The sequence below is a fragment of the Arthrobacter sp. JB02-1C genome (assembly GCF_057748045.1).
Map to the genome: position 1 here is coordinate 3,078,388 of NZ_CM173235.1, position 14,313 is coordinate 3,092,700.

General features: G+C 69.3%; 11 protein-coding genes. 3 read left to right on the forward strand and 8 right to left on the reverse strand.

Translation table 11 applies throughout. The features are described 5' to 3' along the window. The first annotated feature begins 19 nt into the window (after positions 1-19). Entirely contained in the window at positions 20-541 is a 522-nt protein-coding gene (locus AC3ANP_RS14425) for a type II toxin-antitoxin system PemK/MazF family toxin (protein WP_488330835.1), read from the forward strand. Between the two features lie 172 nt (positions 542-713). Next, the gene (rpsT, locus tag AC3ANP_RS14430) at positions 714-974 is read left to right on the forward strand and encodes a 30S ribosomal protein S20 (protein WP_488330836.1); all 261 of its coding nucleotides are present in this window, start codon (positions 714-716) and stop codon (positions 972-974) included. 85 nt (positions 975-1,059) lie between these two features. On the opposite strand, the gene holA is transcribed toward rpsT, so the two are convergent. From holA to AC3ANP_RS14470, 8 genes are all read right to left on the reverse strand, one after another. Next, entirely contained in the window at positions 1,060-2,073 is a 1,014-nt protein-coding gene (gene holA, locus AC3ANP_RS14435; protein ID WP_488330837.1) for a DNA polymerase III subunit delta, read from the reverse strand. Next, on the reverse strand, positions 2,012-3,967 hold the full coding sequence (locus AC3ANP_RS14440; RefSeq protein ID WP_488330838.1) for a ComEC/Rec2 family competence protein: 1,956 nt from the start codon (positions 3,965-3,967) through the stop codon (positions 2,012-2,014). Before AC3ANP_RS14440 ends, holA begins: the two co-directional genes overlap by 62 nt. Before the next feature lies 1 nt (position 3,968). Then, on the reverse strand, positions 3,969-4,838 hold the full coding sequence (locus tag AC3ANP_RS14445; protein ID WP_488330839.1) for a ComEA family DNA-binding protein: 870 nt from the start codon (positions 4,836-4,838) through the stop codon (positions 3,969-3,971). Between the two features lie 49 nt (positions 4,839-4,887). After that, positions 4,888-5,916, reverse strand: coding sequence for a DegV family protein (locus tag AC3ANP_RS14450; protein WP_488330840.1), 1,029 nt, complete (start codon positions 5,914-5,916; stop codon positions 4,888-4,890). 66 nt (positions 5,917-5,982) lie between these two features. Next, complete coding sequence (gene leuS, locus AC3ANP_RS14455; protein ID WP_488330841.1) at positions 5,983-8,523, reverse strand: leucine--tRNA ligase; 2,541 nt, start codon at positions 8,521-8,523, stop codon at positions 5,983-5,985. A 348-nt stretch (positions 8,524-8,871) separates the two neighbouring features. Then, entirely contained in the window at positions 8,872-10,386 is a 1,515-nt protein-coding gene (gene glpK / locus AC3ANP_RS14460; RefSeq protein WP_488330842.1) for a glycerol kinase GlpK, read from the reverse strand. A gap of 90 nt (positions 10,387-10,476) precedes the next feature. Next, a complete protein-coding gene (locus AC3ANP_RS14465; RefSeq protein ID WP_488330843.1) occupies positions 10,477-11,229 on the reverse strand; it encodes an MIP/aquaporin family protein in 753 nt (250 codons plus the stop codon). 149 nt (positions 11,230-11,378) lie between these two features. Beyond that, positions 11,379-13,187: a glycerol-3-phosphate dehydrogenase/oxidase gene (locus AC3ANP_RS14470; protein WP_488330844.1), complete on the reverse strand. Its 1,809-nt coding sequence runs from the start codon at positions 13,185-13,187 to the stop codon at positions 11,379-11,381. 129 nt (positions 13,188-13,316) lie between these two features. Between AC3ANP_RS14470 and AC3ANP_RS14475 the strand changes: the two genes are divergently transcribed. After that, complete coding sequence (locus AC3ANP_RS14475; RefSeq protein WP_488330845.1) at positions 13,317-14,279, forward strand: sugar-binding transcriptional regulator; 963 nt, start codon at positions 13,317-13,319, stop codon at positions 14,277-14,279. The last annotated feature ends 34 nt before the right edge of the window (positions 14,280-14,313 follow it).

The window sequence follows — 14,313 nt, forward strand, 5'->3', positions numbered from 1 at the left end:
TCCCGGTAGGGTTTCCCCTATGGCCCTGAACCTGCGTTCGCTCGGAAATGCCCTCCGCGGCACCCTTCGCTTTCTCGACCGGCTGGGCGGTTCCCCCACCGCCAAACCGGGAGCACGGCCGCCGGCTGGGGGCCTGAGCGGGACCTATCCCGGCGACTTCCACGGCACCGCCAGGGTGCAGTACAGCCCCGCGGCCAATGGCCTGCCCGAACCCGGCGAAATCGTGTGGACCTGGGTGCCTTTCGAGGAAGACCACAGCCGGGGGAAGGACCGGCCGGTGCTCCTGGTCGGAACCCGTGGCAGCTACCTCCTTGGCCTGATGCTCACCAGCAAGGATCACGACGCCGACGAACGCCGCGCCGAGGATTACATCGACATTGGCACCGGCCCGTGGGACCGGCAGTGGCGGCCCAGTGAGGCGCGCCTGGACCGTGTGCTGCAGATCAGCCCGCGGGACGTGCGCCGCGAGGGGGCCATCCTGGACGCCGGCCGGTTCCGCAGCATCGCCGAGGCCCTGCGGACGCGGCGTGGCTGGTCCTAACGGCAGCGGATCGCCACCGGCAGCCCGTCTCTGCTATGATTTACAGCTGTGTGTCCGTGCAGGTCGACGGCCACAGATGGTTGGTCGCCATAGGTATCCCCACGCCGCTCAGTCAATGGCCAATCTGAAAGCCCTCTAGACCATTTTCCGCATTGAAAAAGAGAGTTCACACGTGGCTAATATCAAGTCCCAGAAGAAGCGCATCCTGACCAACGAGAAGGCCCGCCTGCGCAACAACGCAGTCCGGTCCGAACTGAAGACTGCCATCCGCGCCGTCAACACCGCCGTTGAGTCCACCGACAAGGATGCCGCGTCTGCTGCACTGGTTACTGCCAGCCGCAAGCTCGACAAGGCTGTCAGCAAGGGTGTTCTGCACAAGAACAACGCTGCAAACCGCAAGTCCGCGATCTCCAAGAAGGTCAACGCACTCTAAGGTTTTCCAGTTCAACTGAACTGATGATTGTGGCCGGCACCGCCAAGGTGCCGGTCACAGCCAGTTAACGCGGCTTTCGGTCCGGTCAGCGCCGGACCGAACCCGCGATGACCGTCACGGCGTGTTCAACGGCGTAGACCGGGTCCCGGGAGAGGCCCTTGACCTGGGCGTCGGCCTCGGCGGTGACCTGGATGGAGCGGGCCAGGCCTTCGGGCGTCCAGCGCCGCACGTCCCGCTGGGCATTTTCCACCAGCCAGGCCTGCATCCCCAGCTGCTTCGCGATCTGGCCGGACGAGCCCTGCGCGCCCGCCACCTTGGCCAGGGTGCGCAGCTTGGCGGCCAGCGCCGCGACGATCGGCACCGGGTCGGCACCGGTATCCAGGGCGTGCCGGAGGGTGGACAGCGCTAACGGGGCATTGCCGGCCATGGCCGCATCCGCAACCTTGAAGCCGCTGGCCTCCACCCGGCCGCCGTAGTAGCGGTCCACCATGTCGGCGTCCACCGCGGCGCTGGCATCGGCGATCAGCTGGTTGCAGGCGGCCGCGAGCTCGGCCAGCTGGGCGCCGACGGCGTTGACCAGCGCCTGCACGGCGTCGGGCTCGATCCGGCGCGAGGCTGCCTTGAATTCGGTGCTGACGAACGCCGCCTTTTCCGCGTCCTTTTTCAGCGGCTGGCAGTCGACCACCGGCCAGCCGCCCGCTTTGATGGCGTCCAGTAGTTTTTTGCCACGCACTCCCCCGCCGTGGCGCAGGACCAGGACGGCATCCGGCTCGGGCCGGTCCAGGTATTTCAGCGCGTCGGCCAGGAAGGCGTCGTTCATCGCCTCGAGGCCCTCGACCTCGATCAACTTGTGTTCGCCGAACAGGGACGGGCTGACGTTCATCGCCAATGTCCCGGGTTCGTAGCTGCCGGCATTCAGCCGGGTCACCTCGACGTCGGGCGCGGCGGCACGGACCTGTTGTCTGATCCGGTCCATCGCACGCGAACCCAGATAATCTTCGGGGCCGCCCACCAGCACCACCGCGGCCGGGGTTACATCACGCCAGGTGGCGGTGTTCGCGGACGCGGCCTTGGTGCGTTGGGTCTGGGCAGCAGCCACTGGTGATTCCTCCGGGGTGTTGGTGTACGGGTCTAAGCCTGCCACGGCGGCATCGGTCCACCAAGCCACGGCCCCGCCGGCGGCCCTGCGGCCGGCCGGCGGGTGGGCCGGTCTTTGGGTCGAAGGCCGCCGCCAGCCGGGCAGCGATCCAGTCGTGCCAGCCCAGCAGCAGGCGGCCGACGCCGGCCGGGTGGGTCAGCGACCAGGCAGCCAGCAGGGTGAGCGCCGACAGCACCGCCATGGTGACGGCGCCGAAGGTACCTTCCGGCCAGGGCAGCGCCGCTCCGGGCAGGCCCGCGAAAAAGCGGGCGACGCCGGCTACAGCGGAAGCGAACCAGCCCGCGGCGGCGATCGGCACCGCGGCGAGGGCGGGGGCCAGCGGCACGAGCGGCACCGCGGCTGTGCCGGCCAGTGTCACCGGTGCGACGAGCGGCGCCGCGGCCAGGTTGGCGGCCAGTGCATAGCTGCAGAACTGGGGCTGGAGCAGCACGATCACCGGCCCGCAGAACAACTGGGCGGACAGCGGAACCGCGACGCCGGCGGCCAGCGCCCGGGGCACCACGGCGGCCAACCAGCCCATCATGGTTCTGCCGGCCGCGACGATGCCGAGCGTGGCCAGCACCGACAGCAGGAAGCCGAAGTCGCCGGCCAGGGCCGGATCCGCCAGCAACAGCCCGGTAACCGCCAGGCAGAGCATGCTCAGGCCGCGGCCCGGCCGGCCGAACACCAGCGCGGCAAGGCCGATCGTGCCCATGACCGCGGCGCGCAGCACGCTGGCATCCGGTCCGACCATCAGCACGAACAGGACCAGCCCGCCGAGCGCGAGTCCGGCGGCCGCCGCGCGGGGAAGCCGCACGCTGCGGGCGGCGAAGAGGAGCGCGCCCATTATCAGGCTGCAGTTGGCTCCGCTGACCGCCGTGAGGTGCGTCATCCCCACCGTCTTCATGGCCACGGCCAGTTGCGGGTCCAGCGTTCCGGTGTCGCCGGTCACCATTCCCGGCAGCAGCCCGCGCGCATCCCCGGGAAGCGCCGCCGCGGCAGCGCTGAACCCGCTTCGCCAGAGCGCCGGGGCCATGGCCGGCTGGCCGCCGGGGGCGCGCGCCGGAGCCGAGGAGGCGGCAAGAATGCCCGCCGCGCCCGCGTCGCCTGCCGGTTTGAGTTTTCCGGTGGTCCGGATCCGCTCGCCGGGCCCGGCGGCTGCCCAGTCGGCGCCGCCGAGGACAACCACCGGCGCCCGGGTTTCGACCCGGCGGCCGTCCACGAGGAGGACCAGTAGGCTGGCCGGCACAGCCCACCGGTCGGCAGCTCCGCCGCGGCCCGGAGCGGGCAGCTGCCGCGGCACGCCGCTGACCTCAACCTCGGCGACGACTGAGGCGCCTGCGGCCACGGCGTCGGCAAGGGCACCGGCATGCCGGGGCACGGCGGCCACCGCGGCATGGGCGCCGGCAACGCAGCCAAGGAGCAGCGCCGTGGCGAGCGTGCCCCGGAGACTGGCTGCTGGCCGCCTCCTCCGACGGCCGGAGAGCAGCAGCAGCAGGGCTACGGCGGCCATCACCGCACCGAGACCAGCAAGCGCCGCCGGCCCCAGCCACCCTCCGGCCAGCGCGGTGCCCCAGACCAGCACGGCCGCGGGCACCAGCCGGAGGTCGGTCCTGCGGCGCCCCTGTTCCCCGGCTCCGGCAGGGGACGGCGAGGCCGGGCCCGTCGCCGGGAGGAGAGCGCCTCGGGCCGCCACCAGCCGGTGTTCCAATCCTGCCTTCACGGCGGCGGTGAGGTCCGCGACGAACCCGGGCTTCGTTGGGCTGCGCGCCGGTTCCCGCGAGGCTTCGGCCAGGGTCTGGGCGGCCGCGTTCCGCAGCACCTGCCAGCGGGGCGGCCGCGAGTCCGCCGGCATCTCAGACCCGCACCAGCGGTAAAAGTGCCGCGAGCAGTTTCGGGCCTACCCCGTCGACGGCGTCCAGTTCCTCGACGCTGCTGAACCTGCCGTGTTGCTTGCGCCAGTCCACGATGCGCTGGGCCAGCACCGGGCCGACCCGCGGCAAGGTGGCCAGCTGTTCGACGCCGGCGGTGTTCAGGTTGATCTTCTCAGCCTGCGGCCCGGCCCCGGCCGTCCCGGCTCCGCTGGACCCGTTCGGGGGAGCCGCCGTGGCGTCCTCGGGGCTTCCGCGCTCGGGGACGAGGATCTTCTGGCCGTCCTCGAGCAGTGCCGCGAGGTTGAGCCGGTCAAGGTCCGCGCCGGGAGTGCTTCCGCCGGCGGCCTTGATCGCCTCATGGAGCCGGCTGCCGAGGGGCAGCTCCAGCACCCCGGGACTGGCTACCGCCCCGGCGACGTGCACGAAGACCGTCCCGGCGGCCGCTGCCCCGGACCTCTCCGCCGGGGCCAGGGTCTCCGCCCCGGCGGTCCCGCGCGCCGGTTCGGATCCCGTCGGCCCACCGAGTGGCTGGACCCGGGGCGCGCCGTCGGCAGCCTGCCACCAGAACCAGCCACCCAACAGCACGCAGGCTAGCGCCAGCAATGCTGCCGCGCGTCGTCCGGTACGCCAACGCGCCGCAGCCGGCCTGCGCACGGCATCCGGCCCGACGTCGTCCATCGCAGCACCGCCCGCAGGGCCGGCCAACGCGGCGTCCGGCCCGGGGCCGGCGTGCGGACTGCCGGCGTCGAGCAAACCCGCCTGGCCGGCGGAGCCGAGGCTGGCCGCCCACCGGTGCCGGGCGCTGCCGTCGGCTCCGCCGCGGGCTCCGGTTCCGGGGTTGCGGCGCGACATGCACCCAGCCTAAAAGCGCTGACGGACCGGCCACCAGGCCCGGGCGGGGCTATGTGGACAGGCGCTTTGGGGTCCCCCCGGTGCCGTTCCCGGCCGGCGGGGTGCTGCTCTCCCCCACGATCACGGCGAGCACGCCCAGGCCCGCGTGGGCGGCCAGGACCGCGGGGAGCGAGCTGATCTGCACCGGCGGGCCGTCGGGCAGCCGCTGCTGCAGCCGGGCCGCGAGCTGCTCGGCCTCGGCCGGGTTGCCGAAGTGGTGAACCGCAAGCCTTGCATCCCCGGCGGGGCGGGACAACGCATCGGTGGCGGCGATCTCCTCCAGCCGGGCGATGGCCCGGGCGGCGGAGCGCACCTTTTCCAGCGGCACGACCTTGCCGTTCTCGACCGCCAGGAGCGGCTTGATCGAGAACATCGTGCCCCACAGCGAGGCTGCGGCGCCGATCCGGCCGCCGCGGCGCAGCTGCTCCAGGCTGGGCACATAAAAATAGACCCTGGTGCGGTCCAGCCGCTCCCGGGCGAAGGCGGTGACCTGCTGCGCGTCCCTGCCGTCGGCGGCCGCGACGACGGCGCTCTGGACACCCATCCCCTGCGCCATGCCAACGGTGCGGGAATCAAGGACCTCCACCGGGATCGGGACCCGCGAAGCGGCGAGCCGGGCGGAGTCCGGGGTGCCGGAGAGCTCACCGGAAATGTGGATCGAGACCACGGCATCGAAGCCGCGGGCGGCTGCGGCCCGGTAGGCGTTTTCGAACTGGCCCGGCGAGGGCCGTGACGTCTGTACCGGCCGGCCGCCGGCCAGCGCAACGGCGATGGTCTCGGCGATGTCGTCCTCGCCCTCGCCGTAGATGTCGGTGCCGACCATGACCGGCATCGGAACCACCGTCAATCGGCCGTCGGCGGTAAAGTCGCGGACCCAGTCCGCGGGCAGGGCTGCCGCGGAGTCGGTGACCACTGCCGTCCGCACGCTGCTGGCTGCCGGGAGGGGTTCGGCGGCCGCTCCGGGACTGCCGCCGGCCTGGCGCAGCCGGACGAGCCGCTCACGCAGCCACACCCAGCCCGGGGGCTCACGGTCTGGCACCAAGCACCTCCTGAAAGAGTTCCGGCCGCCGGCGGGTGCCGGCGGCCGGTAAACGGGTCCCGCTGGCTAGGCCGGCACGATGTTGACCAGTTTAGGGGCGCGCACGATCACGGTCCGGATGTCCCGGCCGTCGAGCGCTCGCTGCACATTTTCGGAGGCCAGCGCCAGCTCGCGGAGCTCGTCGTCGGCGATGCCCGGCGAGACCTCGAGCCGGTCCCGTACCTTGCCCTGGACCTGCACGACGGCGGTCACGGTGTCCTGCACCAGGAGCGCCTCGTCGTGGGTGGGCCAGCCGGCGTTGGCCACCGACGCCGGGTGTCCCAGCACGTTCCACAGGTCCTCGGCGGTGTACGGGGCGAACAGGCTCAGGATGACCGCGACGGCTTCCACGGCCTCGCGGACGGCCGGGTCCGCCCCGCCGGCAGCTGAGCCGGCAGCTGAGTCGATGGTCTTGCGGGTCGCGTTCACGAGTTCCATCAGCTTCGCGACCACCACATTGAACTTGTTGTGGTCCAGCAGCGCCTCGGCGTCGGCGATCGTGCGGTGCGTGACGGCGCGCAGGGCACGGTCACCGGTGGAGAAGTCGACGCCGGGCGCGCTGCTGACGTCCTGTCCCAGCCGCCAGGCCCGGGCCAGGAACTTCGCGGATCCCGACGGCGAGACGTCCGCCCAGTCGACGTCGTCCTCGGGCGGGGACGCGAAGATCATGGTCAGCCGTACGGCGTCGACGCCGAACCGGTCCAGCTGCTCGCCGAGGTCGACGCCGTTGCCCAGGGACTTGCTCATGGCCTTGCCGCCGTTGAGCACCTGGCCCTGGTTTAGCAGCGCGCGGAACGGTTCGTCGGCGTCGATCAGGCCGAGGTCATGGATGACTTTGGTAAAGAAACGGGCGTACAGAAGATGCAGGATGGCGTGCTCGACCCCGCCGACGTACTGTCCGACGGGCATCCAGTCGTTAATCTTCGCGGGATCGAACGGACCCTCGGTGTACTCCGGGGAGACAAACCGCAGGAAGTACCAGGACGAGTCCACGAACGTGTCCATGGTGTCGGTGTCGCGCTTGGCCGGGCCGTGGCACGCGGGGCATTCGACATTGACCCAGGCCTCGGCGGCGGCCAGCGGGGAGGTGCCCTTCGGGGAGAGGTCCTCGCCGCGCAGGTCTGCCGGCAGCGTGACGGGCAGCTGGTCGTCCGGGACCGGGACTTCACCGCAGGCCGGGCAGTGGATGATCGGGATCGGGGTGCCCCAGAAGCGCTGACGGCTCAGCAGCCAGTCCCGCAGCCGGAAGTTGACGAACTTCTCGCCGGAGCCCTGTTGCTCCAGGATCGCGATGGCGGCCGGGATCGCCTCGGCCTTGGGCAGTCCGTCGAGCGTGCCCGAATTGATCAGGGTGCCTTCGCCGGCGGTCGCCTTGCCGCTCGTAGCGGGGTCTTCCTCGCCGGTGTCAAGGACGGCCCGCACCGGGAGGTCAAAGGTCCGGGCGAAGTCGAGGTCACGCTGGTCGTGGGCGGGCACAGCCATGATGGCCCCGGTGCCGTAGTCGGCCAGGACATAGTCGGCAGCCCAGACCGGCAGCTTTTCGCCGTTGAGCGGATTGACCGCGTAGCGGCCGGTGAAGACGCCGGTCTTCTCCCGCTCGGTGGACTGCCGCTCGATCTCCGAGAGCGCCTTCACCTGTTCGCGGTAGGCCTCCAGGGCAGGGGCCTGTTCGTCGGTGACGAGTTCGACGGCGATCGGGGCATCGGCGGCGACGACGAAGAACGTCGCGCCGTACAGGGTGTCCGGGCGGGTGGTGAAGACGGTGACGTCCTGGGCCGGCTTTCCGCCGTCGGCCTCGATCACAAACGTGACGTGGGCGCCCTCGGACCGGCCGATCCAGTTTTTCTGCATGGCGAGGACCCGCTCGGGCCAGTGGCCGCGCAGTTCAGCCATGTCATCGAGCAGCCGGTCGGCGTAGTCGGTGATCTTGAAGTACCACTGGTTCAGGGACTTCTTGGTGACCGCGGTTCCGCACCGCTCGCAGGCCCCGTTGACGACCTGTTCGTTGGCCAGGACGGTCTGGTCCTTGGGGCACCAGTTCACCGGCGAATTCTTGCGGTAGGCCAGGCCGCGCTCGTAGAAGCGCTTGAACAGCCACTGGGTCCAGCGGTAGTACTCGGGGTCGGAGGTGTGCAGCCGGCGGGACCAGTCGACCGAGATGGCGTACCGCTTGAACGAGGCGGCCTGCGTGTCGATGTTGGCGTAGGTCCACTCGCTCGGGTGCGCGTTGCGCTTGATGGCGGCGTTTTCTGCGGGCAGGCCGAATGAGTCCCAGCCGATCGGGTGGAGCACGTCAAAGCCCTTTTGGCGCAGGTAGCGCGCGACGACGTCGCCCATGGCGAACGCTTCGGCGTGGCCCATGTGCAGGTCGCCGGAGGGGTAAGGGAACATGTCCAGCACGTAGCGGCGCTCCTTGGACCCGTCATCGACGGGCGTGAAGACCTTGAGGTCTTCCCACACCTGCGGCCATTTGGCCTCCATCGCGGCGAAGCTGTAGCTGCCCTCCTCGGGGCCTTCGCCCGCGGCGGCTGCTGCTGTTCCGGTCTCTGTCTCCGGCTGAACGCTCACTGCTGGCCTCTTCTGTTCTTTCGATCTGGTCCGATCAGGACGGGTCGCGCCTGATCCGTTGGTCCCCTGCTCCGGTCCCGCACTTCGTCCCGGACACACAAAAGCCCCTCACACGGAGGGGCTGCCGCTCGACAATCCGGGTTTCGTCGGGATGCCGGGCGGCTAGCTAAGCAGGAGGATCGCACGCATACGACTACTTTAGCGCACCGGCCAACTCCCTTTCTGTAAGTCGCCCCCGAGCGGCTGAAGTGCGGACGCATGGAAGAGGGAGGCCGCACCCCGCCAGGGTGTGGTGGGCACCGCGAAGCGGGCGGGGCGGGTGCGGCCTCCCTCGACAGAGGCTGAACCCTACTTCACGTCCTCGTCGACCCAGCCCATGGACTTGGTGACGGCCTTCTTCCAGAGCCGCAGCTGGCGGTCCCGCTCACCGGCGTCCATGGTGGGCTCCCACCGCTTGTCCTCCGCCCAGTAGTTGCCGACTTCCTCGGTGTCCTTCCAGAAACCGACGGCCAGGCCCGCGGCGTAGGCGGCACCCAGGGCGGTGGTCTCGACGATCTTCGGGCGGATGACCGGGATGCCGAGGATGTCGGCCTGGAACTGCATCAGCGCGTCGTTGGCGACCATGCCGCCGTCGACCCGCAGGTCCTCCATGTCCACTCCGGAGTCGGCGTTGGCGGCGTCGAGCACCTCGCGGGTCTGGAAGGCCGTGGCCTCCAGGGCGGCCCGGGCAATGTGTCCCTTGTTGACGAAGCGGGTCAGTCCCACGATGACGCCGCGGGCGTCGCTCTGCCAGTAGGGTGCGAACAGGCCGGAGAAGGCCGGGACGATGTAGACCCCGCCGTTGTCCTCGACCGTCTTCGCCAGCGTCTCGACCTCGGGCGCGGACGAGATCATGCCGAGGTTGTCCCGGAGCCACTGGATCAGGGATCCGGTGACGGCGATGGAGCCTTCCAGCGCGTAGACCGGCTTCGCGTCGCCGATCTTGTAGCAGACGGTGGTCAGCAGGCCGTTCTTGGAGTGCACGATCTCTTCGCCGGTGTTGACGATCATGAAGTTGCCGGTGCCGTAGGTGTTCTTGGCTCCGCCCTTCGCGAAGGCGGCCTGGCCGAACGTGGCCGCCTGCTGGTCGCCAAGGATCCCGGCGACCGGAACCTCGCGCAGCAGCTGGGAGGTGTGCACGGTGCCGTAGACCTCGGAGGATGACTTGATGGCGGGCAGCATGGACTTCGGCACCCCGAACGCGGCCAGGATCTCGTCATCCCAGCTGAGCGTTTCGAGGTCCATGAACATGGTCCGGGAGGCGTTGGTGACGTCCGTGATGTGCACGCCGCCGTCGGTGCCGCCGGTCAGGTTCCAGGTCACCCAGCTGTCCGTGTTGCCGAAGAGGAGGTCGCCCGCCTCGGCCTTGGCGCGGGCACCCTCGACGTTGTCCAGGATCCATTTGATCTTGGTTCCGGAGAAGTAGGTCGCCAGCGGCAGGCCGACCTTCTGCTTGAACCGCTCGACGCCGCCGTCGGCGGCCAGTTCGTCCACGATGGACTGGGTGCGGGTGTCCTGCCACACGATGGCGTTGTAGACGGCCTTGCCGGTGGTCTTGTCCCAGACCACCGCGGTCTCACGCTGGTTGGTGATGCCGACCGCGGCGATGTCGTGCCGGGTGAGGTTCGCCTTGGACAGCGCGCTGCCGATCACCTCGCGGGTGTTGTCCCAGATCTCGGCCGGGTCGTGTTCCACCCATCCGGCCTTCGGGAAAATCTGCTCGTGCTCCTTCTGCCCGCTGGAGACGATGTTTCCGTCGTGGTCAAAAACGATTGCACGGGTGCTCGTGGTTCCCTGGTCAATCGCGATTACATACTGGTTCATGGTGACGTCCTTGTCTGGTTGGCCTGGCAGTGGTGTTTGATGCGGAATCGTAAGGGCGATACGGAAGTGCTGGGTGTCGGGGCCGCCGGGTTACGCCGCGGCGGCGGTGGCGATGATCGGGACCACCGCTGCGACGATGCCCGCGAGGGAGCCACCGACCAGCGGACCCACGACCGGGATCCAGGAGTAGCTCCAGTCCGAGGAACCCTTGCCCTTGATGGGCAGCAGGGCGTGCGCGATCCGTGGCCCCAGGTCACGGGCGGGGTTGATGGCGTAACCGGTGGGACCACCGAGCGACACGCCGATGCCGACCACGAGCAGGGCCACGGACAGCGGGCCGAGGCCGGAGGGGGTTCCGCCGAACGTGAGGATGACGAAGACCAAGACGAAGGTGCCAATGATTTCCGTGATCAGGTTCCACGAGGTGGAGCGGATGGCGGGGCCGGTCGAGAATACGCCCAGCTTGCTGGCGGGCTCGGGTTCGGCGTCGAAGTGCTGCTTGTGCGCCAGCCACATCACGACGGCACCCAGGAAGGCGCCGAGCATTTCGCCGCCGAAATAGGTCAGGGTGGAGCCGAAGTCGACGGCGACGCCGGGGGCGTACTCCTTCTTGCCGTTAAGCAGCAGGCCCATGGTCACCGCCGGGTTCAGGTGCGCGCCCGATTTGGCGGCGACGTAAACGCCGCAGAAGACGGCAATGCCCCATCCCCAGGTGACCATCAGGAACCCGCCGTTGTTGCCCTTGGTGCCTCTAAGCGCCACGTTGGCCACAACGCCGCAACCCAGCAGGGTCAGCATCGCGGTGCCGAATACTTCGGACAGGAAAACAATTCCGAGAGACATCTTTGACTCCTCTATTTTCTGTTGTCAGCCCTTCGCGAGTTTGAAGGGCCAGGGCCGGCAACGGTTTTCGCGTTGCCGGCCGGCCACTGCCGGGCCCGCTGGCCCCGCAGTCCGTGCACCCGGGCTAACCCATCCGGGCATACATTCGCTCAGGCGACCAGGCTGTGGACCTGGACGCCGTGGAACTTTCGAAGCACCTCCTGGGCGTGGTTGATCTCGGCGGTCCGCGCGGCCGCGTCCCAGCCCAGCGGAGCGGCCAGGATCTCTGCCACCTCGTTCAGCAGCTCACCGGTGACCAGGCCGCGGAAGGCGAGCGAGGTCCGCCGTACCAGGACGTCGATCAGGTGCCCGAGCTGTTCGTGCCGGGCCATGAATTCCAGTTCCCGCACGCTGAGTTCACGGGTGGAGTGCAATGGCCGGTCAGTTCCGGCGTCGAGGAAGGCGATGACATCCGCGGCACGGGTGCCGTAGCGGGTCAGCAGGCCGGCGGTCCGGTCCGCATCGCGGCCGGCGCCCATGTGGGCCTTGATCCACCGCTGGACGCCCTCGTCGCTGTCCGGGAAGCCGGCGCCGCCGCCGATGGCGAGCTGAGCCGTCGAAACTTTCCGGTGCATCCCGAGCTCGGCCAGGACATCATTGCTGAGGTGTTCGGCCAGGGCGCGGAAGGTGGTCCATTTCCCGCCCACCAGGCTGAGGACCACGGCGCCGGCGGTCTTCGCTTCCCCGCCGGTGCGCGCGGGACCGTGACGTTCAATCCGGTAGTCGCGGCTGACGAATCCGGGCTGGGTGGCGTCGTGCCGGGGCAGCGGACGGACCCCGGAGAAGGTGTAGACGATCTGCTCGCGGGCGACCGCGATGTCCGGGAACACGTGGCCGATGAGGTCGAAAAAGTAATCGATTTCGTCCTCGGTGCAGACCGCGTCCTCGGCCATGTCGGCGTCGACGTCGGTGGTGCCGACCAGGACGCGGTCGCCCATTGGATAGATCAGCACGATCCGGCCGTCGGTGTGCTCGAAGAAGATTTCCCGCCCGGCGCAGGCCTGCAGCAGTTCCGGGTGGTCCAGCACGATGTGCGAGCCCTTCGTGCCGCCCATGAAGGCCGTGTCGGCGCCCATGGCCTGGTTCGTCAGGTCCACCCACGCCCCGGTCGTGTTCACCACGACGTCGGCGCTGAAATCGAAGACCTCGCCGGTGATTTCGTCCCGGAGCGTGACGGTGCCGCCGTTCCGGGCGGGGCCGGAGGTACCGTTCCCGGGCTTCGGGTCCGCCGCGGACACGAGGGAAAGGTAGTTGCTGGCGCGGGCGCCGTTGCCTGCCGCCTCCCCGGCTTTCTCGCCGTCCTGGAGCACGTCCAGCGTGAGCCGCTCGGGGTTGTGGACGGAGGCGTCAAAGTAGGTGGCGGTGTACTTGATTCCAGGGTGCAGCCGGGGCAGTTCGGCCAGCGCACGTTTGCGGCCGCGGAACTGGTGGCGCGGTACCGTTCCGCCGTCCCGGGAGAACGAGTCGTAGATGCTCAGGCCAAGCTTGATCAGGAAGGCGCCGCGTTCCTTCGGCGCGCCCCGCTGCTTGTGGGTCAGGAAGCGCAACGGCGCCGCGAGGACGCCGGAGAAGGTGCTGAAGATGGGAATGGTGGTCTGCAGCGGCTTGACGTAATGCGGGGCGATGCGCAGCAGCCTGTTGCGTTCGACGACGGACTCCCGGACCAGGCGGAATTCTCCGTTTTCGAGGTACCGGATGCCGCCGTGGATCATGTGCGAGGATGCGCCGCTGGCGCCCTGGCAGAAGTCGCCGCGTTCGACCAGGGCCACGTCGACGCCCTGGAGGGCCAAGTCGCGGAAGGTTCCGACTCCGTTGATGCCACCGCCGATGATCAGCACTTGCGCGTGCGGACGGTTCCGCAGCTGCTCAACGGAGGTGCGCGCCGTGTTCGATGCCGGATGGCCGGACGAATCCTTCATTCCCAAAACTGCTCCCTGGGGCTTGGTTCTGCGCGCCGCGCCACAGGCGCGTCGCCGTTCAAGACTATTCTTTGGAGTAATGGAAAATGGAGTCAAGCTCTATGCACATACGTGCAGATCGGAGGTGGCATGTCCCCGGCCCGCCAGTCAGACGCCCTCAGGGCGGCCCAGCTGTATTACCTCCAGGACCTCAAAATGGACGCCATCGCCCGGGAGTTACGCACTTCGCGGTCCACGGTGTCCAGGCTGCTCGCAGCCGCCCGTGACTCCGGGCTGGTCCAGATCCAGATCCGCAGCCCGCTGGATACCGGACCGGAACTGGCGAGCATGATCCGTGCCCAGTACAAGGTGGACGTGCACGTTGTCCCGGTGGTCGACACCCTCAATGAGGCCGAGACACTGGACCGGGTCGCCATGCACGCAGCGCGGACCATCGGGCCGCTGGTCGATTCGAACGCGATCATCGGGGTGGCGTGGGGGTCAACGCTCAGTGCGGTGAGCAGGCACCTGACCCGGAAGATCACGCACGACAGCACCATCGTCCAGCTCAACGGCGCCGGCAACATGCAGACCACCGGCATCACCTACGCCTCGGACATCATGCGTCGCTTCGGCAGCGCCTACGGCGCCAGGGTGGAGCAGTTCCCGGTGCCGGCCTTCTTCGACCACGCCGAAACCAAGAAGGCGATGTGGAATGAACGGAGCGTGCAACGCATCCTGGACCTGCAGGCGCGGATGAGCATCGCCATCTTCGGGGTCGGATCGGTCGACGCCGACTATCCCAGCCACGTCTATGCCGGCGGCTACCTGGATGAGGACGACCTGAGCATCCTGGCGGGCTCCGACGTCGTCGGCGACGTCGCAACAGTCTTCTTCCGGGCCGACGGTTCGTCGGACGGAATCACCCTCAACGAGCGGTCCACGGGTCCGGATTTGGCCCAGCTGCGTCTGGTCCGGCGGCGGATCTGCGTAGTGTCCGGCGCGTCCAAGATCAATGGTCTGCGCGGCGCGCTGGCGGCCGGCCTGGCGACCGACCTGATCCTCGACGAGGCCACCGCCCGGCGCCTGGTCGGCAGCCCGGGCCTGTCCTGACGGCCGGTCCGCGCCGGCCTGCACCCGTACCGGC